The sequence below is a fragment of the Sinisalibacter aestuarii genome (assembly GCF_027923545.1).
Lineage (GTDB): Bacteria > Pseudomonadota > Alphaproteobacteria > Rhodobacterales > Rhodobacteraceae > Sinisalibacter > Sinisalibacter aestuarii.
On sequence record NZ_BROH01000001.1, the window covers coordinates 337,696 to 357,097 of the forward strand.

The 19,402-nt window shown below is 66.6% G+C and carries 18 protein-coding genes; 10 read left to right on the forward strand and 8 right to left on the reverse strand.

Translation table 11 applies throughout. The annotated features are described in order from the left end of the window. Positions 1-27: 27 nt before the first annotated feature. The 5 genes from hslO (at position 28) to QMG28_RS01755 (ending at position 4,539) form a co-directional block, all read left to right on the forward strand. Positions 28-1,017: an Hsp33 family molecular chaperone HslO gene (hslO, locus tag QMG28_RS01735; RefSeq protein ID WP_281840439.1), complete on the forward strand. Its 990-nt coding sequence runs from the start codon at positions 28-30 to the stop codon at positions 1,015-1,017. Further along, positions 1,004-1,600 (forward strand): CoA pyrophosphatase, encoded by a 597-nt coding sequence (locus QMG28_RS01740; protein WP_281840440.1) that lies wholly within the window; start codon positions 1,004-1,006, stop codon positions 1,598-1,600. The genes hslO and QMG28_RS01740 overlap by 14 nt, the downstream gene beginning before the upstream one ends. Beyond that, a complete protein-coding gene (locus QMG28_RS01745; protein ID WP_281840441.1) occupies positions 1,597-2,760 on the forward strand; it encodes a CCA tRNA nucleotidyltransferase in 1,164 nt (387 codons plus the stop codon). Before QMG28_RS01740 ends, QMG28_RS01745 begins: the two co-directional genes overlap by 4 nt. Continuing rightward, positions 2,757-3,971 (forward strand): class I SAM-dependent RNA methyltransferase, encoded by a 1,215-nt coding sequence (locus QMG28_RS01750; RefSeq protein ID WP_281840442.1) that lies wholly within the window; start codon positions 2,757-2,759, stop codon positions 3,969-3,971. The genes QMG28_RS01745 and QMG28_RS01750 overlap by 4 nt, the downstream gene beginning before the upstream one ends. A 73-nt stretch (positions 3,972-4,044) precedes the next feature. Next, positions 4,045-4,539, forward strand: a complete 495-nt coding sequence (locus QMG28_RS01755; protein ID WP_281840444.1) for a L,D-transpeptidase family protein — start codon at positions 4,045-4,047, stop codon at positions 4,537-4,539. A 12-nt stretch (positions 4,540-4,551) separates the two neighbouring features. On the opposite strand, the gene dalA is transcribed toward QMG28_RS01755, so the two are convergent. Next, on the reverse strand, positions 4,552-5,064 hold the full coding sequence (gene dalA / locus QMG28_RS01760; protein ID WP_281840445.1) for a divisome-associated lipoprotein DalA: 513 nt from the start codon (positions 5,062-5,064) through the stop codon (positions 4,552-4,554). 191 nt (positions 5,065-5,255) lie between these two features. On the opposite strand from dalA, the gene QMG28_RS01765 reads away from it, so the two are divergent. Beyond that, positions 5,256-5,849 carry a L,D-transpeptidase gene (locus tag QMG28_RS01765; RefSeq protein WP_307726334.1) on the forward strand — a complete coding sequence of 198 codons (594 nt, stop codon included), beginning with the start codon at positions 5,256-5,258 and terminating at the stop codon, positions 5,847-5,849. Positions 5,850-5,972: 123 nt separating this feature from the next. Continuing rightward, positions 5,973-6,161: a hypothetical protein gene (locus tag QMG28_RS01770; protein WP_281840447.1), complete on the forward strand. Its 189-nt coding sequence runs from the start codon at positions 5,973-5,975 to the stop codon at positions 6,159-6,161. Positions 6,162-6,304: 143 nt separating this feature from the next. On the opposite strand, the gene trxA is transcribed toward QMG28_RS01770, so the two are convergent. From trxA to regB, 6 genes are all read right to left on the reverse strand, one after another. Next, positions 6,305-6,625, reverse strand: a complete 321-nt coding sequence (gene trxA / locus QMG28_RS01775; RefSeq protein ID WP_281840448.1) for a thioredoxin — start codon at positions 6,623-6,625, stop codon at positions 6,305-6,307. A gap of 34 nt (positions 6,626-6,659) precedes the next feature. Next, the gene (gene addA / locus QMG28_RS01780; protein ID WP_281840449.1) at positions 6,660-10,037 is read right to left on the reverse strand and encodes a double-strand break repair helicase AddA; all 3,378 of its coding nucleotides are present in this window, start codon (positions 10,035-10,037) and stop codon (positions 6,660-6,662) included. Further along, positions 10,034-12,973, reverse strand: a complete 2,940-nt coding sequence (addB, locus tag QMG28_RS01785) for a double-strand break repair protein AddB (protein WP_281840450.1) — start codon at positions 12,971-12,973, stop codon at positions 10,034-10,036. The genes addA and addB overlap by 4 nt, the downstream gene beginning before the upstream one ends. After that, complete coding sequence (gene tsaE, locus QMG28_RS01790; protein ID WP_281841044.1) at positions 12,966-13,463, reverse strand: tRNA (adenosine(37)-N6)-threonylcarbamoyltransferase complex ATPase subunit type 1 TsaE; 498 nt, start codon at positions 13,461-13,463, stop codon at positions 12,966-12,968. The genes addB and tsaE overlap by 8 nt, the downstream gene beginning before the upstream one ends. Positions 13,464-13,505: 42 nt before the next feature. Further along, the gene (locus tag QMG28_RS01795) at positions 13,506-15,104 is read right to left on the reverse strand and encodes a PAS-domain containing protein (RefSeq protein WP_281840451.1); all 1,599 of its coding nucleotides are present in this window, start codon (positions 15,102-15,104) and stop codon (positions 13,506-13,508) included. A 71-nt stretch (positions 15,105-15,175) separates the two neighbouring features. Continuing rightward, positions 15,176-16,573: a sensor histidine kinase RegB gene (regB, locus tag QMG28_RS01800; RefSeq protein ID WP_281840452.1), complete on the reverse strand. Its 1,398-nt coding sequence runs from the start codon at positions 16,571-16,573 to the stop codon at positions 15,176-15,178. A gap of 86 nt (positions 16,574-16,659) precedes the next feature. Here regB and QMG28_RS01805 point away from each other — a divergent pair, with 86 nt between their 5' ends. From QMG28_RS01805 to QMG28_RS01815, 3 genes are all read left to right on the forward strand, one after another. Further along, positions 16,660-17,283, forward strand: coding sequence for an SCO family protein (locus QMG28_RS01805; protein ID WP_281840453.1), 624 nt, complete (start codon positions 16,660-16,662; stop codon positions 17,281-17,283). A gap of 90 nt (positions 17,284-17,373) precedes the next feature. Then, positions 17,374-17,928 (forward strand): ActR/PrrA/RegA family redox response regulator transcription factor, encoded by a 555-nt coding sequence (locus QMG28_RS01810; protein ID WP_281840454.1) that lies wholly within the window; start codon positions 17,374-17,376, stop codon positions 17,926-17,928. Continuing rightward, on the forward strand, positions 17,925-18,284 hold the full coding sequence (locus QMG28_RS01815) for a hypothetical protein (protein ID WP_281840455.1): 360 nt from the start codon (positions 17,925-17,927) through the stop codon (positions 18,282-18,284). The genes QMG28_RS01810 and QMG28_RS01815 overlap by 4 nt, the downstream gene beginning before the upstream one ends. Here the strand turns inward: QMG28_RS01815 and QMG28_RS01820 are convergent. After that, entirely contained in the window at positions 18,269-19,156 is an 888-nt protein-coding gene (locus tag QMG28_RS01820) for a LysR family transcriptional regulator (protein WP_281840456.1), read from the reverse strand. The two genes, QMG28_RS01815 and QMG28_RS01820, sit on opposite strands and share 16 nt — an antisense overlap. Between the last annotated feature and the right edge of the window lie 246 nt (positions 19,157-19,402).

Here is a 19,402-nt window from a genome sequence, read left to right on the forward strand (position 1 = left end):
GGGCGAAAGGCAACGGGGAATGCGCAAATGAGCCTTGGGTCGAAGATTGCATGGGACGATACGGTGCTGCCGTTTCAGCTCGACCGGAGCGATATTCGCGGCCGGGCGGTGCGGCTTGACGGTGTGTTGGACAATATCCTGTCGCAGCACGATTACCCGCCCGCCATCGAGGCGCTGGTGGCTGAGGCCGCCATTCTCACCGCACTGATCGGCCCGGCGATCAAGCTGCGCTGGAAGCTTTCGCTGCAGGTGCGCGGCGACGGTCCGGCCCGGCTGGTGGCCACCGACTATTACGCGCCCGAGAAAGAGGGCCAGCCGGGCCGCATTCGCGCCTATGCGAGCTATGACGAAGACCGGCTGCACCCGAATGGCGATCCGTTTCCGCAGATCGGGCGCGGCTATTTCGCGGTGCTGATCGACCAGGGCAAGGGCACCACGCCCTATTCCGGCCTGACCCCGATCGCCGGTCATGCGCTCGCCGATTGCGCGCAGACCTACTTTGCCCAGTCGGAGCAGCTGCCCACCCGCTTTGCCCTCACCTCCGAGCGTGCCGCCGATGGCTGGCGCGCGGGCGGCCTCATGCTGCAGAAAATGCCGGGCGTGCCGCCGCGCATGAAGGAAGAGGGCGGCTCCGGTGCGGGCGGTTTGCTCGATGCCGCCGATCTGCTCACCGATGACAACGAGCTGGAAGCCTGGTCGCGCGCCAATATCCTGCTTGAGACGGTGACGGCGGATGAGCTGATCGGCCCCACGATCCAGCCCACCGACACGCTCGTGCGCCTGTTCCACGAGGAACGTCCGCGTGTCTTCGATCCGGTGCCGGTGGCCTTCGGCTGCACCTGTTCGGCAGACCGGGTGCGCCAGAGCCTGTCGATCTACTCGCAGAGAGATATCGGCCATATGACGACGGAAGAGGGCATCGTAACCGCCGATTGCCAGTTCTGCGGCGCGCATTACGAGTTCGACCCGAAGACGCTCGGGTTCGAAGCCGAGGAGGCAAAGGGTGACGGCGGCTGATCCGATCACCCGGCTGCGTGCGGCCGCAAACGGCGGCGCGCCGTCGTCGGACTTCGACCTGAACCCTGAATTTCGCCCCGCCAACCGGACATTGCGCCCGGCCGCCGTGCTGGTGGCGTTCCAGCAGGCGGCGGAGGGCCCGCGCCTGGTGCTCACCAAGCGCGCCTCCGGCCTCAAGCACCATCCCGGCCAGATCGCCTTTCCCGGCGGCAAGCTCGATCCGGGCGATGCCGACGCGGTGGATGCGGCGCTGCGCGAGGCCGAGGAAGAGGTTGCCTTGCCGCGGCACATTGTCGAGGTGCTGGGCACGATGCCAGCGCATGAGACGATCACCGGGTTCAACGTAACGCCTGTATTGGGCTGGATCAGAGACACATTCGAGCCGATCCCGGAAACGGGCGAGGTGGATGAGGTGTTTACCGTTCCCTTCGCTCATATCGCCGATCCGGCGAATTTCATGGTCGAATCCCGGTTCTTCCGCGGCACGCGGCGGCGCTTCTATGTGGTGCCCTACGGCCCCTATTACATCTGGGGCGCGACGGCCCGGATGCTGCGGGCGCTGGCGGAGGATCTCAGCCGATGAGCGCCCGGATCACCGACGATTGGCTCCGCGCCGAGGGGCCGCAGGCGGTATGCGCCATGCTTACGCGGGCCGGGCATCAGGCCTGGTTCGTCGGCGGCTGCGTGCGCAACGCGCTTCTCGGCGAGCCGATCACCGATATCGACATCACCACCGACGCCACGCCCGAACAGGTGACGGAGCTGGCAAAGCTCGCGGGCTTCCATCCGGTGCCGACCGGGTTCGAGCATGGAACGGTCACCGTCGTGGTGCATGGCGCCCCGTTTGAAGTGACGACATTCCGCCGGGATGTGGAAACGGATGGGCGGCGCGCCGTCGTCGCCTATGCCGGCTCCATCGAGGAAGACGCGCATCGGCGCGATTTCACGATGAATGCGCTCTATGCCGCTCCGGACGGTCGGATCACCGATCCGCTGGGCGGGTTGCCCGACCTCGCCGCGCGGCGGGTACGCTTCATCGACGATGCCTGCGATCGGATCCGCGAGGATTACCTGCGCATCCTCCGGTTCTTCCGGTTCCACGCCTGGTATGGCGATCCGGAAAACGGGATTGATGAGGCGGCATTGGCTGCTATTGCCGAGCTTTCCGCCGGATTAGAGACACTTTCACGCGAACGGGTGGGCGCGGAAATCAAAAAGCTCCTTGCCGCGCCCGACCCGGGGCCGAGCGTGGCGGCGATGGTGCAGGCAGGCGTTCTGCACCGCGTCCTGCCCGGCGCGGATGCGGTGGCGCTGCCGATCCTCGTCCATCACGAGCAGGCGCTGGGCGTGGCACCGGACCCGTTGCGCCGCCTCGCCTGCCTTGGCGGCGACCATTACGCCGATCGTCTGCGGCTGTCGAAGGCCGAAGCGCGGCATCTGGGGCGGCTTGTCGAACATCGCGGCAGCCTCGCCGCGCCGGAAGAGCTGGGCTACCGGCTCGGCGCCGACGAGGGGCGCGACGTGGCGCTGCTTTCCGCCGCCTTGCTGGAAACCACGCCGCCGGCCGATCTGTTGGCGCGGCTGGCGGCGGGTGCGAAGGCCGTTTTTCCGGTCAGGCCGCGTGATCTGATGCCGGATTTCGAGGGGCAGGCGCTGGGCAACCGGATGCGCCTGCTGGAAGACCGCTGGATCGCCTCCGGCTTCACGCTCGGGCGCGATGATTTGCTCGCGAACCGGTCATGACCGGGGTCACCATCGAGCGGCTCGGCCACCAGGGCGACGGGATCGCGCCCGGCCCGGTCTTCGCGCCCCGCACCCTGCCCGGCGAGCGGGTCGAGGGTGAGCTGGACGGCAACCGGATCGACAGGCCAAGGATCGTCACGCCGTCGCCGGATCGGGTCAGGCCGCCATGCCGGCATTACAAATCCTGCGGCGGCTGCGCGCTGCAACATGCCTCTGACGATTTTGTCGCGCGCTGGAAGATGGATGTGGTCCAAACCGCCCTCGCCGCGCAGGGAATTGACGCGAATCTGGCTGAAATAGAGACATCTCCACCCCGATCCCGGCGGCGCGCGGTGCTCTCGGCTCGGCGCATGAAAACGGGGGTTCTGATCGGCTTCCATGCGCCCAGATCCGATGCGCTCACCGCGATTCCGGATTGCCTGCTCCTGCATCCGGACCTGATCGCCACATTTCCCGCAATGGAGGCGCTCGTCGAAGCGGGCGGGTCGCGCAAGGGCACGGTGCGGATCGCCGTGGCGCTCTCGCAAACCGGGCCGGACGTTGTGGTGACCGGCGGAAAGCCGCTCGATCCCGTGCTCGAATCGACCCTGGCGCAGATTGCCGGGCAGACCGGGCTCGCGCGCCTCACCTGGGAGGACGAGCTTGTCGCGATGGCGGTGCCGCCGGCGCAGCGGTTTGGCGCGGCGCTGGTCGTGCCGCCTTCCGGCGCCTTTCTGCAGGCAACGGCGGAGGGCGAGGCGGCGCTCCGGCGCGAGGTTCTGGCAGGAGTGGGCGACGCGCGCCGGGTCGTCGATCTGTTTGCCGGAAGCGGCACGTTTTCGCTGCCTTTTGCCGGGCAGGCCGAAGTTCATGCCGTCGAGGCATCCGCCGCGATGATGGCGGCGCTCGATGCCGGATGGCGCAAGGCGCAGGGGCTGAAGCGGGTCACTACCGAAACGCGGGATCTGTTCCGTCATCCGCTGATGCCGGACGAGCTTGACCGGTTCGATGCGATCGTGATCGACCCGCCGCGCGCCGGTGCCGAAGCCCAGACGCGCGAGATTGCGGCCTCGTCCGCCACCCGCATCGCCGCCGTTTCATGCAATCCGGTAACCTTCGCGCGGGATGCGCGCATTCTCATCGAGGCGGGGTTCACGCTGGAGCGGCTGATGGTTGTCGACCAGTTCCGCTGGTCGACCCATGTCGAGCTGGCGGCGCATTTCCGCAGGTAGCGATGCGTGCCCGCTTCCCGGTGCGGCCAAAATCCTGTATGTGCGAACAAAACAAATGCGAAAAGGCAGGCAGATGCGAGCGTTCCTCTTGGTTTTGTCGATGGTCGGGCTGGTCGGCCTCGCCTCCTGTTCGAAGTTCAAAACCTATGATGGCCCGGAGGTTACCCGCGTGCTTGTCTACAAGGAATCGCGGATGATGTATCTGATGCATGACGAGACGGTGCTGGCCACGCACCAGATCGACCTCGGTTTCGCGCCGGAGGGCGACAAGGAGCGCGAGGGCGACGGCAAGACGCCCGAGGGCAGCTACATCATCGACCGCAAGAACCCCAACAGCGAGTTCCACCTGTCGCTCGGGATCAACTATCCCGACAGCACGGACCGCGAGGACGCGAAGGAAGCGGGCAATAATCCGGGCGGCGATATCTTCATTCATGGCGGCCCGACCGACTGGCGCGACCGCAACAAGCCGGACTGGACGGCGGGCTGTATCGCCGTCAGCGACGATGAGATCGAAGATATCTATGCGATGGTGAACGTCGGCACGCCAATCGAGATTTATCCGTAAGGCGGTGCCGGGTCAGCTCCCCATCAGCAGCGTCCACCAGACCTTGCCGCCGTCTTCCTGATACCAGGCAAAGCCCATGTAGCGCGCGCGGCGGTCGAGGATCACGTCGCGCGTATCTTTCTGCTCCATCCAGGCGGCGAGGGTTTCAAGCTCGGTCTCGAAGGTTTCCGAGATGTTTTCGCCCAGCATCTGGCCCGGATAGCCGGTGCGCGCCACGCGGTCGAGCGGCGAAGACCCGTCGGAGCCGAAATGCCAGGGCCGGTTTTGCACATGCATGTCGCGCGCATGGGTGGCGGCGGCGGCGGTGAGCTGCGAGTTCAGCTCGATGGGCGCCGCGCCGGCGGCCTGGCGCAGCTGGTTGACCGAATCAAGCATCGTGTAGGTGACGCGGTTGTTCTCGAAGGACGAAATCCGGTGAACGGTCGGCAAGGGCTTGCCATCGGGGCCGAGCCGAACCGGAGCCGGCGAGTCACAGGCCGCGAGCGTGAGCCCGAGAGCGGCAACCAAGGCGAGAGCGCGTTTCATGCTGAGTTCCCAGTTCCTTAAGACTTGCGGGGCATTCTGCCCGGCCCACGAAAAACTTCAACCCGCGCAACCAGAGCAAATTTGGCGGTTTGACGCTTGTTTGATTTGCGGCAGCAGGCACCGGGCCATATATATCGGCCCGAATACGCAGGCAATCTAGGATTGGATTCCCCATGAGTGGTCGCGGGAAAATGAACATTGGCCGCCGGAGCTTTCTTGCCGGCTCCGCCGCCGCGGCAGGCGGGTTCCTGGCCGCGCCGGCCATCGCGCAGGATACCGACGCAAATTCCACCGAGGTCGAGCGCGACATCTCGGAAGTGGTGCGCCGCAATATCTCAAGCTTCCGGTCGCTCGATTGGCGGCCCTACTTCTCCAACACCCGGAACGGCGCGATCCTCGTCGACACCACGTCGCGGGCGTTGCATTACTGGTCGGAAGATCAGGCGATCTACAAGCTCTACCCCACTTCGGTGCCGATGACCGACGAAATGACCCGGCGCGGCCGCACATCGGTGGTGCGCAAGGTCGAGGGTCCGGATTGGCGGCCGACGCCGTCGATGCTGCAGCGCAACCCGGAATGGCCGTCCTACATTCCGCCGGGGCCGGACAACCCGCTCGGCACACATGCGCTCTACCTGAGCTGGCAGTATTACCGGATCCACGGCACGCACGATACGCGCAAGATCGGGCGGCGCAGTTCCAACGGCTGCATCGGCCTCTACAACGAACATATCAAAGAGCTTTTTGCGCTTTCGAAGGTGGGCACGCAGGTGTTGCTAATCTGACACCACATACACGTTTTTGCCGAATCCTGTTGAAAAAATCCTACGGTTCGGTTTTCTAGGCTCACGAGGTACAGAACTACCCTTGTTCCGGCGTTCGCGCTGGAAGGACAATTGGAGATTGAGATGAAAAAAGTCATGCTTGTTGCGGCCGTTGCCGCTCTCGCCGCCACCGCTGCTCAGGCCGGCTCGCTTGCCGACCCGATCGTTGAGCCGGAAATCGTTGTCGAAACCACGACCTCTTCGTCGTCGGCCGGCATCATCGTTCCGCTGCTCTTCATCGCCGCCGTTGGCGCCGCGATCTGGCTCCTCTGATCCAGAGCTGAGACATACGGATCTTCGGATCCGGAAGGGGACCCCGCCTTTGGCGGGGTTTTCTTTTTGCGCGGCGGCCTGGTGCGCAAAGAAAAACGCCCGGAAGCGGCTGCTCCCGGGCGTTTCGCTGAAATCTGCGTGCCTCAGATCGCGTCGGCGATCCAGGTTTCCAAAGCGGCTTTCGGTGCCGCGCCGATCTTGTGCGAGATCACCTGACCGTCCTTGAACATGAACAGTGTCGGGATGCCGCGCACGCCCATCATCGCCGGCGAGGCCGGGTTTTCGTCGACATTGACCTTGGCGATCTTGATCTTGCCGTCATATTGCTCGGCCAGTTCTTCGAGGGCCGGGCCGATCATCTTGCACGGGCCGCACCATTCCGCCCAGAAGTCGACGACAACGGGAATGTCGCTCTTCAGGACCTCTTGTTCGAAGGTATCGTCGGTCACGGTGTGGGTGGTCATTGGAAGACTCCTAAAAAAGTGGGTTGAAGCGAACCTAGGTAGGGTCACCCGTTCCGTCAAGTCGGCCAAAAGCGCGCAGCGCGAGCCCGGGCGGCAGCGGCATGAGCTTTGCCACGCGGGTCCAGAGCACCGCCGTCTCGATTCGCTTTCCGGGAAAGACCCCGGCCAAAGCCGTCTCATAGGCCCCCATCTGGCGAAGAATCCCCTCGGGCGTGTCTTCCGCGCGGTCGGGCGCGATGCGGTTTGTCTTGAAATCCACCGCCAGCACGCGATCCGGCCCGATCACCAGCCGGTCGATCACGCCATGCAGCCGCCTTGCCCCGGCAACCGAGACGGGGGCCGAGATTTCAACCTCGGCCAGCGCGTCCGCCGTGAATAGCGGGGCAAGCCCGGGCGCATCGAGAACGCCGCGCGCCTCCGCGAGCAGATCCGCCACCTCTTCCGGTCCGGCGGCGTCTTCGCCGAAGGCCAGAAGGTCTTCGGCGATCTGCGGCCATTCGCCCCGGTCATAGCCCGGCAGAAATTCGAGCAGCCGGTGAATCTGCCGGCCCCGTCGCAGGGCCGCCTCCGGATCCGCCTCATCGTCATCGCCGCCGCCGACGATCTTGGCGCCGCCCAGATCCGACGGCGTCAGCGCGGCGGCGGGCGTTTCCGGCAGGCCGGGATGGGCCGATGCCCAATCGGGCAGCGATGCGCTGCTGCGCGCGCGCGCGGCGTCAGGCCCAACCTCGCCGTGCCACTCGCCCCGCTCGAAGCGCAATCCCTCCCCGGTCGGAAAATTGTGGGCCACGGCGCCCGCAACCTGCATCCCGGCCTCGGCGATGCGATACCAGCTCACCGCCTCGCCCGCCTTGCCCACATCGCCCGCACCGGCAACGATCAGCCAGCTTTCCGCCCGCGTCATGGCGACGTAGAGCAGGCGCATATGCTCTTCCCAATCCCGCTCCTTCGCCGCTGCCAGCGCCGCTGCGATGGCGGCGGGCGCATGATCCTGCGCCATGCGCCAGGCCATCTGCCCGCCGATGTCGATCAGCTTTCCATCGGAATTGTTCCGCGGCTTCGAGGTGTCGGGCAGGATCACCAAGGGTGATTCGAGCCCTTTCGCGCCATGCACCGTCATCACCCGGATCTGGTCGCCGGCATTGTCCATCTGCCGCTTGATCTCAACGTCTTCCGCCGCGAGCCAGGTGAGAAAGCCGGTCAGGCTCGGCACCTCCATGCGCTCATAGGCAAGGGCCTGCGCCAGAAGTGCATCAATCCCGTCTTCCGCTTCCGGGCCGAGCCGGGCAATCAGCCGCCGCCGCCCGTCATGCCGGGTGAGGATACGGTCGATCAGGTCGTAAGGGCGTAGAAAGTCGGCCTCGTCGCGCAGGTCGGTCAGGGCCCCGATGGCGTCGGGATGCGCCGCACCGGCGCGCAGGGCATTCCACAGATAGCTGCCTTTGCCGCGCCCATGGGCGAGACGAAACAGCTCGTCTTCGGTCAGACCGAAGAGGGGCGAGCGCAGGGCGGCGGCGAGAGAAAGATCGTCTTCCGGGGTGGCGAGAAAGGCGAGGGTCGCGGTTATGTCCCGCACCGCAAGCTCGGCCTCGATGCGCAGCCGGTCTGCGCCGGCCACGGCCAGTCCGCGCGTTTTGCAGGCCCGGATGATCTGGTGAAACAGCTCCGAGCGGCGGCGCACAAGCACCATCACATCGCCCGGCCGCACGGCACGCATCCCGCCATTTTTTGCCGGAATAGACCCTGTTTTGAGGATTTCCGCCACCGCATCGGCCACGGCATTGGCCAGGATCACCGGCGCGTCCTCCGGTGCGGCAACGTCGACGGGGTCGGTCCAGGCGGATTTTTCCGGCTTCTCGGGCGCTTCGACCAGCGGCCAGAGATCCACCCGTCCGGGGCGGCTATTGTCAAAGGCGATATGCTTGACGAGGCTGCCAAGGCCCGGCGCGTCTTTCAGGCTGTGATCGACCAGATCGAGTACCGCGCGCGACGAACGGAACGAATATTCCAGCTGCAGCTCCGCCACCCCGCGCCCGACCTCCTTGAAGGCGGCGTCGAACTGGCTGTGCATCCGGGTGAATTCCGCGGGGTCGGCGCCCTGAAACGAATAGATCGACTGTTTGAGATCGCCGACGACGAACAGCGTGCGCTCCCGGTCCGAGCGCGCGCTCTCGCCGGCGGTGAATTCGCGCGCGAGGCTTTCGATCACCCGCCATTGCGCCGGGCTGGTGTCCTGCGCCTCATCGACAAGGATATGGTCGATCCCGCCATCGAGCCGGTAGAGCACCCAGGCGGCAAGGCCGGGATCGTTCAGAAGTCGCCCGGCAAGCGTGATGAGATCGTCGAAATCCAGCCAGCCATGCGCGTGTTTTCGCGCTTCATACTCTTCGATGAATGGCCGGGCGAAGGCGTGGAGTGTGAACGTCTTGCCGGCGGCATCCAGCGCCAGGCGCAGGGGCCGCGCGGCCTCGACCCGGCTCATCAGATCGTCGAGCGCGGGCATGAGCGGTGCGGCTGGCCCCTCGCGCGTTGCCTTGGTCGGAAAAGACCCCGTCTTGGCCGAAAATGGCTCTTTCGCGCTCTTCCCGGTGAGCAGCACGCTTTCGAGAATGGGCAGATCGCGCAAGGCGAGCACCGCCGGGTCCAGGCCCGAGAGTTTCTCTGCCGCTTTGGCGTCGGTCGGCGATCCGTCCGCAAGGATCGGCACCAGACCGGCCAGCAAGGCGCCGTCGCCAACCGCGAAGGTATCCGCCTCAAGCGCGGCCGCGTCAAAGCCCGGCGGCAAGCCGAACCATCCCCAGACCTGATCGGCGGTCACCGCATCGGCGAAGGCATCGCGCTTCGAGACGATATCCCGCGTCAGCCGCGAGAATTCGGTGTCGGTGAAGAAGGCGGCGAGCGCTTCCAGCCGCTGCCGCTCGGCGCCCGATGCCATGTCGTCCAGCACTTCGGCCTGCAGCAGCTTTGCCGTGCGGTCGTCCATTTCCCTGAACTGCGGCGTCACCCCGGCTTCAAGCGGAAAGCGGCGCAGGATCGCGGCGCAGAACGAATGGATCGTCTGGATTTTCAGGCCGCCCGGCGTTTCGATCGCGCCCGCAAACAGCCGGCGTGCGCGCGACAGGTCCGCCACATCCTCAACGCCGAGATTGCGCAACTCCTGCCGCAATTCGGCATCCGGCTTCATCGCCCAGGCGCCGAGCCGCTCAAACAGCCGGTTCTGCATCTCGCTCGCGGCGGCCTTGGTATAGGTCAGGCACAGGATGTTCTGCGGCGAGACATCCGCAAGCAGCAGCCGGGCGACGCGGTCGGTGAGCACCCGCGTCTTGCCCGAGCCGGCATTGGCCGACAGCCAGGTATTGGCCGAGGGATCGGCCGCCTCGATCTGGCGCAGCGTGGCGTCGTCCAGACTCATCCGCCCACCTCCTCCGGTGTTGCCGGTGTCGAATGATCCCACTCGCCATAGCGCGAGAGGTGATCGTAATCGCCGGCGAACCGTTGCGTCTCCGCCAGCCGGCGCGCGGTGTAGCCCTGCGCCCGGTGCATGTACTTGCCGATCAGGGCGACAAGCTCGTCGCGCGTGGCAAAGATATCCTCGTCGCCGATGCTGATCCGCTCGAATTTCGGCATTGCCCCAAGCCCGATATAGGCCACTTCGGCCACCCGGCCCGCCGCCAGCTTGTCGAAGGCCCCGGCCCGCGCCATCACCGCTTCGAGATAGAGCTGCTTGTCGATATGTTCGCGCTCGGCCTCGGTGGGGATATGGCCGGTCTTGTAATCGTAGATGTAAAGCGCACCGGCCTCGTCGCGGTCGATCCGGTCGGCGGTGCCGGTCAGGGCAAAGCCGAGCGTGTCGAACTCAAGCCTGCCTCGGATCTCATACTCCACCGGCGTCGCGCGGCTGCGCCGCTCGGCTTCCCCGGCAAGAAACTGATCCGCCACACGCGCGAGCCGGGCGAGCCAGAGCACCCGTGCCGCCGGCCAGGGCGCATCGGCCTCAAGCACCTCCTCTGCCGTTGTCATGAGCCGCGCATGGCCGTCCTTCGGCGCCTCACCCGCGGGCGTTTCCTTCACGAACCGCTCCATCACCCGGTGCAGGATCGTGCCGCGCAGCGGGGCATCGGGCGATTGGTGCAGCGGGCGCAGCGGGCGCAGGCGCAGCACCTTGTCGGCGTAGACGGCATAGGGGTCGCGCACCAGCGTGGTGACGCGGGTCACCGAAAGCTGGCGCGGGCGCGCCTCGACCGGCGGGCGTGGCGAGGGGCGCGGGGCGGGCGGCACCGGCACGGCCTCATCGAGCAGCGCCGCCTTGTCCAGCCAGTCCCTGCCCCGGTCCCGCATCGCCGCAAGCGCGGCCTCTCCCTCGGCAGACATACCGCTCATCAGGTTGACCAGCCGGTTGATCCAGCGCGATGGCACGGTCTGGCTTTCGGCATCGCGAATGGCACGGGTCAACACCACCCGCCCCGCGCCGATCGCCTGCTGAAAATCATGCGCCGAAAGGCCGATCCGCCGTTCCGGCAGAAGCAGCCCCGCATCGTGCCGCATCTTGCGGTTCATCCAGGGGTCGGGCGGCGGCGTTTCCGGCCAGGTGCCTTCGTTGAGCCCGCCGAGGATGACCAGCTCCACCCCCTGCACCCGCGCCTCCAGCGTGCCCCAGATCCGGATGCCGGGATGCGGCTGCACCGGATTGCGCACCTCGCCCTTGTTCAGCACCGAGGCGAAAAGATCGCGGTAATCGGCCTGGCTGAAGCTGCCGCCATGCGGCGCCTCGCGCTGCAGCTCGTCGGTGATCCGCTTTGCCTCACGGCCCGCCGGTTTGTCCCACAGCCCGCCCGCACCCTCGCCGCCCGGCCCGGCGGCGATCCGTTCGGCCAGCGCCAGCGTCTGGGCGACATGGTCCGCAAGCGGGCGGGTGCCGGCGCGGGCCAGTTCGTCGAGCACATCGCTCAGCCACGCCACCCAGGCCAGGCGCTCGCCCTTCTCGCCGGCCCAGCGCAGAAGCGCCGCGCGCGTCGGGTAGGGCATCGAGTCGCGCAGTGCCTCCAGCTCGAGGTCGCGGCTGAGCCGCAGGTGATCGTTGCGCGCGCCGCCGCCGGTGCTGGTCAGCGGATGCTTGAGCAGGGCGACCAGCGCGGGTCCGGTGATGGTGGTGCCCGTCATCTCGGCGATATGGCGCAGGAAGCGGCCGGGCGCGGTCAGCGGCAGCGGCCGGCCGGCGGAATCGTCGGGCTCGATCCGCCAGCGGTCGAGCGCGGCAGTCACCTGGCGCGTCAGCGTCCGGTCGGGCGAGATCAGCGCGGCCTCGGTGCCGGTTTCGGCGGCGTGCCGCAGGATCAGGGCGATGGCACTCGCCTCGGCCCGGGGCGACGGCGCCTCGACCAGCGTCATCCCGTCCGAAGCCGTGTCTATTCCGGCAAAACCGGGGCCTTCCACCTGCCATTGATCCGTAACCGGGGCCGGGCGCAGAGCGAGCGAAACGAGCGCGTTGCGGCGCGGGTTCGGCGGCGGGTGATCGCTCCACCGGCGCACGCGGTCGGGGCCGATCTCCAGCGCCTGCATCAGCCGGGCGAAGCGGAATTGCGGATGGTCCTCGGCGGCGAGGGCATCGTCCAGCGCGGCCCAGACCGGCGCGGGCATGTCGAAATCGAAACCGGGCAGGATCACCGCACCCTGCGGCAGCCGGGCGACGGCGCGCATCAGCATCTGCGTCGCGCCGCGCGAGCCGGTGGAGCCGGCCACGATGACCGGGTCTTTCGGCGGGTCACGCTCCCATCCCGCAACCAGCCGCTCGATCACCCGGCGCTGGCGCGCTTCCAGATCGGGTGGCTCCTCGCTGGCCTCGCCGAAAAACGCCTCCACCGCGCCGAGAAAGGTCAGGCTGCGCTGCCAGTGGCCGGAAATGTCCGACACGTCGAGCGCGCGGATCGCCTCGGGGCTAACGCCTTCGCCCTGCATCTCGTCCATCAGCGCGGCAAGGCTGTCGGCCAGATCGTAGATCGCCGCGCGGGGGGCAAGGTCGGGCTGCGCGTCGAGCAGCCGGGCGACGAGGCTGGCAAGCTCCAGCCGCCGCCGCAGCGGCGAAACGGCGGGCGGCAGATCGGCAAAAGCGGCGTCCTGCCCCAGATCGGTCACAAGCCGGATGCGCGGCAGCAAGAGGGCGGGGCCTTCGTCGAACAGCTCCGACAGGCGGCGCTGCATCCGGCGGGTGTTGACGAACAGGCTGACGCGGGCGAGCGCCTCGGGCGGTTGCCCGGCAAAGCGGGCGCGCAGCCCTTCCGCCACGGCGCGGGGAAAGTCCACGCCGGGCGGCAGCGCAAAGAGGCGCGGGCGGTCGTCGTGTTCAAACATCGTCACTCTCCCCGAGCGCGGAGGCGATCCTGCCGCCCCATCCCGGCGGCCCGGCAAAGCTGACGCGGCGGCTCTCGGCGCTGTCGCCGGGTTCGAAGATCAGGGTCAATGCGCCGGCCGGGCGGAGATCGCCGAGCCGGTCGGGCCATTCGACGAGGCAGATCGCCTCATCGAAGGCTTGCATCAGCCCCAGCTCCTCGACCTCGTCGGGATGGGTGAGGCGATACAGATCGGCATGCCAGATCTCGACCTTGCCCGTGTCATAGGTCTGCACCAGCGTGAAGGTGGGCGAGGGCACGTCTTCGGCCGGAGCGCCGTCAGCGGCAAGGCGCGACTGGATCAGCGCGCGGGCGAGGTGAGTTTTTCCGCTGCCGATCGGGCCTTCGAGCAGGATCACGTCGCCGGGCACGAGCAGGGGCGCGAGGGCCCCGGCGAAGCGGGCCGTCGCATCGGGACTATGAAATGTCAGGCGGTGAAACGGCGCGGGCATGTCCCGTTTGTAGCGCACAGGGAGGGCCGGGCAAGCGCCAAGTCAGGCGCCGGCTCCGGCATTGGCGAACAGCCCGGCCTCTGGCGGCTCCTGCACCTGTGCCGCCACCGTTGCGGCGGCCTCGGAAAAGGCCACCAGTGTCGAACCATGCGCGAGCGGCGAAACCTGGCATTCCAGCGTGCGCCCGTCGCTCAGCGATATGCGCGCGTTCCATGCCCGGCGGTGGCCCGTCAGCATGATGAAGCGGTGCAACTCGTCCCAGACGGGGCTTGGCGCGCAGGCCGATTGCCAGCCGCGCAGGGCATCGGTGAAGGTGATATCCTGCAGTGACGTGGAAGGATCGCGCCCCCAGAGCCGGGCATAGGCCGCGTTGGACAGAGACAGCACGCCGCCGGAGGTGAATACGGCAATCGCCTGCGGCAGCGCGTCGAGCGTGGATTGCCCCGTCTCCAGTTCGGCGCGGAACCGTCGGCTGACCGAGATTTCCGCCGAGATATCCTCAAACAGCAGCGCGACGGCGCCATCCGGATGCGGCCGGCCGGTCACACGATATGTCTGGCCCGTGGGCAGCGCCCAGGTTTCCTCATAGGCACCGCGTTCGGCGGCGGCGACGAGGTCCGACATCTGCTGGCGCCAGCTTTTGTAGTCCTTCGGCTCCGGCATCATCCGCGCCTCGCGCAGCTTGTCGAGAAAGGTGGCAAGGCCGGGTTTCGAGATCAGAAAGTCCGCCGGCAGGCCGGTAAGGTCCATCAGCGCCGGGTTGAACAGGGCAAGCTCACGGCTCCGGTCGAAGATCGCCAGCCCGATGGGCAGCGCGGCGAATGTCTTGGTCAGCGTCGACACGAATTCCTTGAGCGCGCTTTCGGCCTTCACCAGCCGGTCGGAAGAGATCGCGGTGCCGAACCTGTCGCCGCCGGGCAGCGTGTGCAGGGTCACGTCGAACCAGCGCCGCCGCTCCTCCTGCGCCGGCGCGAGGGCAACGCGGTGCAGGCCGGACTCGCCCTCGATGAGAGTCTCGTCGGTAAGGGCGAACAGCGGCGCGGGCGGCCAGCCCTGTGCCTCCGCCCCGGCGGCGGCGCTTTCGGTCAGGTCGAGATAGGCGGCGTTGCACCAGGTGATGGTGCCCGATGCCGTCTCCCGCCACAGCGGCAAGGGCGTGTATTCGGCAAGGGCGCGCAGGCTGTCGAGTTCCTGCGACATGATCATGTAGCTTTGCGAGTCGATCCGGGCGGCGGTATCGCCGCCATCGGCGGGCTCCAGGGTGAGCCGGGCCACGCCGTCATGCCATTCCGCGCGCAGACGGCTGGCGCCGTCGGCCGAGACGAGGTCGATCTGCCCGAGTTCGGCAAGATCCTTGATCCGGTCGGTCAGGCGCGGAAAGCGGGGGCCGAGCAGTTCGGCGAGATGGGTCCAGACGGCGCCATGCCGTGGCGCGGCCTCCAGCAACCGGCGTGCCGCGGGCGTCGCCGCGAGCAGCGTTTCATTCTCGAAGATGAAGACGATGGCATCGCGCTCGGCATCGGAAAAGCGGCGCAGTTGGCTGGTGCGGCGCCGGTCGAGCAGGGCAAAGGCCGTCAGCGCCGCATAGGCCACGGAGAATGCCACGACGATCATCGACACGGCGGCAAGGGTGGCTGGCATGGTTGGCTCCGGCACAGGATTGCTGCCGCGAGCCTAGGGCCGGATGGTTAATGAAGGATTAAGGCCGCCCGTCAGCTTTCGAACCGCAGATTCTCGCCCAGCGCCGGCATCCTCTCCGGCGCCTCGATGCCCTCCTTGCCGCGATGCCAGACCAGCTCGACAATCGCACCGCAGCGCTCGCCGGGGCAGGACCTGCCGGTGAACCGGTCGCTGCCATTGGCAAAGGCAAGTTCGGCGCCGGTCCGCTCCAGCAGTGTCTTGGCGATGAAAAGCCCCAGCCCCATCCCCTCATATTCCGGCCGCCTCGAATCGGGCTCGCGGCGGGGGCCCCGGCGGATGAACGGATCGCCGATCCGCCCGAGCAGATGCGGCGGATAGCCCGAGCCGTCGTCGATGATCCGGATCGAGATCTTGCTGTCGCTCCAGCAGGCTTCGACCCAGACCGTGCTGGTGGCGAAATCCACCGCGTTCTGGATCAGGTTGCGCAGCCCGTGGATCAGCTCCGGGCGGCGCAGGATCATCGGCTGTTCTTCCGGCAGCGCCTCGCCGTCGCCGGTTTGCAGGATGATCTCCTTGCCGCGCCCGCGATGCGGCTCCGCCGCCTCTTCGATCACCGCGCCGAGCAGGGCCTGGCGCAGATGCAGATCGTCCTTCCCCGACCGCCCCATCGAGCGCAGGATGTCGCGGCAGCGGTCGGCCTGGTCGCGGATCAGGGTGGCGTCTTCGCGCAGGTCGCTGCCTTCCTCAAGCTCGGAGAGCATTTCCGACGAGACCAGCTTGATCGTGGCGAGCGGCGTGCCGAGCTCATGCGCCGCCGCGGCCACCACGCCGCCGAGATCGGTCAGCTTCTGCTCGCGGGCCAGCGCCATCTGGGTGGCGAGCAGCGCCTGGCTCATCGAATGAATCTCGGTGCTCACCCGCCGCGTATAGATGCCGATGAAGACGATCGAGACAACGATGGCGATCCAGTAGCCAAGCGCGAAGATCGTCGGCATGTCGAGCACCTCGCCGCCGGTGGTCACAAGCGGCAGGTGGAGCCAGGAGATCACCGTCAGGATCACGATGGCCGCCTGCCCCACCGCCAGCGTCGCCGGCAGCGAAAGGGCGGTGGCCGCAACGGTGACAGGTGCCATGATCAGCAGCGCGAAGGGGTTGTTGATGCCGCCGGTGACGCCGAGGAGTATGCCGAGCTGCACCGTATCGAAGCCCAGCATCATGGTCGCCTCGCGCTCGTTCAGGCGCTTGTTCTCCGGGTAGACGAAATGGAAGATCACATTGGCGACGATCGACAGGCCGACCGCGACCGAGCACAGGCCGAGGTCGATATCCAGATCGAACAGGCGCTGGCTGATGCCGATGGCTGCGATCTGGCCGGCAACGGCCACCCAGCGCAGCGTGGTCAGCGTGCGCAGCTTTACCCAGCCGTTGGTCTTGTCTTCCAGAAACAGGGGCGCCGCACTGTCTGCCATGATCCCGCTCTTCGATTGCGTCAACCTGCCCCTTGTAAGGCGGCGATGTATCGTCGATCAATGGGGCCGCGAAACAGGAGGGTTTCATGCGCAATGCTATCGCCGCCATCGCCGCGCTTGGCGTGGTCGTTCTGGTCGGGGCCACCTGGTGGTTTACCCGCCCGTCAAGTGACGATCCCTTTGCCCAATGCCGTGAAACCCAGATCGGCACCGGCGTTGCCTCGATCGGCGGTCCGCTCTCGCTGATCGACGAAAACGGCCAGCAGGTGACCGAAGCCGAGATGTTCACCAAGCCGACGCTGCTTTATTTCGGCTACACCTTCTGCCCGGATGTCTGCCCGCAGGACAATGCGCGCAACGCCGAGGCGCTCGATATCCTGCTCAACGATGGCTACGACATGCAGATGTCGTTCATCTCCGTCGATCCCGAGCGCGACGATCCCGAACGGCTGCGCGATTTCACCGATTACCTGCATCCGCAGGCGCTGGGCTATACCGGCACGATGGAGCAGATCCAGGCCGCCAGCCGCGCCTATAAGACTTATTTCAAAAAGGAAGAAAACCCGGACCCGGATTTCTACCTGATCGACCACTCCACCTTCACCTATCTCGTTCTGCCCGAGACGGGATTTGTCGAGTTTTTCAAACGCGATACGCTGCCGCAGAACATGGCCGACCGGGTCAAGTGTTTCATTGATAACGCGAATTAACGGACATATTCCATCTCTGCGATAAATTGACCTGCGGCGGCCATGCGCCTAGTGTGCCCGAAACGTGCGAACAGCTTGTGAGGGCCTTTCATGTCGGATGATGAGCTGCTGGATATCGGCGAAGACAAATCGCTTCTCCTGGTGGATGACGATGAGCCGTTTCTGCGGCGCCTGTCTCGCGCGATGGAAAAGCGCGGCTTCGAAACGGAAACGGCCGAATCCGTCGCTGCCGGCAAGGCAAGCGTCGCCTCGCGGCCGCCGGCCTATGCCGTGGTCGATCTGCGCCTCGAAGACGGCAACGGGCTCGATGTGGTAGAGGCCATTCGCGAGCGTCGCCCGGAAGCGCGCATCGTCGTTCTGACCGGCTATGGCGCCATCGCCACGGCGGTGGCCGCGGTGAAAGTGGGTGCCACCGATTACCTGTCGAAGCCGGCGGATGCCGACGATATCGTCAAGGCGCTTCTGGCCAATGGCGACGAACTGCCGCTGCCCCCGGATAACCCGATGAGCGCCGACCGCGTGCGTTGGGAGCATATCCAGCGGGTTTATGAATTGTGTGACCGTAACGTGTCCGAGACCGCGCGGCGGCTCAACATGCACCGGCGCACCCTGCAGCGTATTCTGGCCAAACGCAGCCCGAAATGAGCCCGGCGCGGGCGCTGTGGCCGGCCCTGTTTGTGCTGGGCGCCATGCTGGCGGGCTGTGCGGATGGCGGCGGCGACCGGCCGATGTCGGCGCGCACGGGCGTAACCTTTACGCCGGATCGCAACGGGCTTGCCGTCGATGGCCGGTCTCAGCGGATTGATTTCGGCCGCGCCCCCTCCGGGGTGATTACGGCGCTCGACCGTGAACTGGGCCGGGGCCGCGATGTCAGCCTGATCGGCTGCCCCGCCGCCATCGCTTCGCAGCGGGACTGGGCGGGGCTGATTCTGACCTTCACCGCCGAGCGGTTTGTCGGCTGGCGGACCGCCGCCGACCGGGCCGGTCAGACCTGCGGCTGAATCCGGGCCAGCGTTCTGAGCCAGGCGCGGAATGTCCGCGCGCCCGGCGAAAGCACACCGGGCCGGGTCACGATATGGTAGCCAAGCCCCGCCGGATCGCCTTCGAACAGGCTGTACAGCACACCTGCCGCGAGGTCGGACTCGACCAGTGCCCGCGATTGAATCGAAAGCCCCAGCCCGGCCCGAACGGCGCTGAGCGCAATGCTGTTATTGGCCATCTCTTCTGAGCGGACCTGCGCGAAATCAACACCGATTTCACGCCCCCAGACGGCCTGTTCGCGCGAAGCGCCGGAAAAAAACCAGTAATGCCGCGACAGGTCACCCAGCGCGGCGAGGTCGCGCGCCTCTGTATAGCCGCGCCCGGCGACAACCACGAACTGGCTCAGGTCGAGCGGTTCGACCTCGTAGCCCGGCCAGTCGCCGTCGCCGAAGCGAATGGCAAGGTCGATCCCGTCCCGGCGCATATCGACAAGGGCGATACCGGGCACAAGGCGCACCTCGATCTCCGGATGGGCGGCCCAGAACGTGCCCATGCGCGGCATCAGCCATGTTTCGGCAAAGGTCGGCGTCAGGCTCACGACGACAGGCCGGCTGGTATTCCGGTCGAGGATGCGGGTCACCCCGTCCTCGATCTTCGCAAAACCGTCTGCGAGCGCGGCGGCAAGCTCGATGCCGGTATCGGTCAGCCGGATCGTCCGCCCGTCGCGGGCGGCGAGCGCTTCGCCGAAATGGGTTTCCAGCGTGCGCACATGCTGGGCGATGGCGGCATGGGTGACATTCAGCTCACGCGCGGCGGCGCTGTAGCCGCCATGCCGCGCCAGCGCGTCGAAGGCGCGCAGGGCGGCGAGTGAGGGGATGCGCGACCAATCCATGTATGACTGTTAGCACAGCTTACAATTCAAAAACCATCCGAGCTTCGCCGAATCGGCCAGTGGGTGCAATATCGCCGTCATACAGAACGCAAGCAGGAGGTTTCGATGCTGGGAGTCATGCACGCGGTTATTCGGACCGCCACACGCTTTTCTGATGGAAAAGAGACACAATATGAGCGCGAGCAACGCATTCGGCAAAAAGAGCGCCGCTTGCGCGACGCAGCCCGGGCCGAGCTTGACAGGCAG

Excerpts from the sequence above, each read along its gene's own strand:
- hslO (WP_281840439.1), top strand. The coding sequence starts at position 28 with ATGAGCCTTGGGTCGAAGATTGCATGGGACGATACGGTGCTGCCGTTT.
- QMG28_RS01745 (WP_281840441.1), top strand. The coding sequence starts at position 1,597 with ATGAGCGCCCGGATCACCGACGATTGGCTCCGCGCCGAGGGGCCGCAG.
- QMG28_RS01750 (WP_281840442.1), top strand. The coding sequence starts at position 2,757 with ATGACCGGGGTCACCATCGAGCGGCTCGGCCACCAGGGCGACGGGATC.
- QMG28_RS01755 (WP_281840444.1), top strand. The coding sequence starts at position 4,045 with ATGCGAGCGTTCCTCTTGGTTTTGTCGATGGTCGGGCTGGTCGGCCTC.
- dalA (WP_281840445.1), bottom strand. The coding sequence starts at position 5,064 with ATGAAACGCGCTCTCGCCTTGGTTGCCGCTCTCGGGCTCACGCTCGCG.
- QMG28_RS01765 (WP_307726334.1), top strand. The coding sequence starts at position 5,256 with ATGAACATTGGCCGCCGGAGCTTTCTTGCCGGCTCCGCCGCCGCGGCA.
- QMG28_RS01770 (WP_281840447.1), top strand. The coding sequence starts at position 5,973 with ATGAAAAAAGTCATGCTTGTTGCGGCCGTTGCCGCTCTCGCCGCCACC.
- trxA (WP_281840448.1), bottom strand. The coding sequence starts at position 6,625 with ATGACCACCCACACCGTGACCGACGATACCTTCGAACAAGAGGTCCTG.
- addA (WP_281840449.1), bottom strand. The coding sequence starts at position 10,037 with ATGAGTCTGGACGACGCCACGCTGCGCCAGATCGAGGCGGCCGATCCC.
- addB (WP_281840450.1), bottom strand. The coding sequence starts at position 12,973 with ATGTTTGAACACGACGACCGCCCGCGCCTCTTTGCGCTGCCGCCCGGC.
- tsaE (WP_281841044.1), bottom strand. The coding sequence starts at position 13,463 with ATGCCCGCGCCGTTTCACCGCCTGACATTTCATAGTCCCGATGCGACG.
- QMG28_RS01795 (WP_281840451.1), bottom strand. The coding sequence starts at position 15,104 with ATGCCAGCCACCCTTGCCGCCGTGTCGATGATCGTCGTGGCATTCTCC.
- regB (WP_281840452.1), bottom strand. The coding sequence starts at position 16,573 with ATGGCAGACAGTGCGGCGCCCCTGTTTCTGGAAGACAAGACCAACGGC.
- QMG28_RS01805 (WP_281840453.1), top strand. The coding sequence starts at position 16,660 with ATGCGCAATGCTATCGCCGCCATCGCCGCGCTTGGCGTGGTCGTTCTG.
- QMG28_RS01810 (WP_281840454.1), top strand. The coding sequence starts at position 17,374 with ATGTCGGATGATGAGCTGCTGGATATCGGCGAAGACAAATCGCTTCTC.
- QMG28_RS01815 (WP_281840455.1), top strand. The coding sequence starts at position 17,925 with ATGAGCCCGGCGCGGGCGCTGTGGCCGGCCCTGTTTGTGCTGGGCGCC.
- QMG28_RS01820 (WP_281840456.1), bottom strand. The coding sequence starts at position 19,156 with ATGGATTGGTCGCGCATCCCCTCACTCGCCGCCCTGCGCGCCTTCGAC.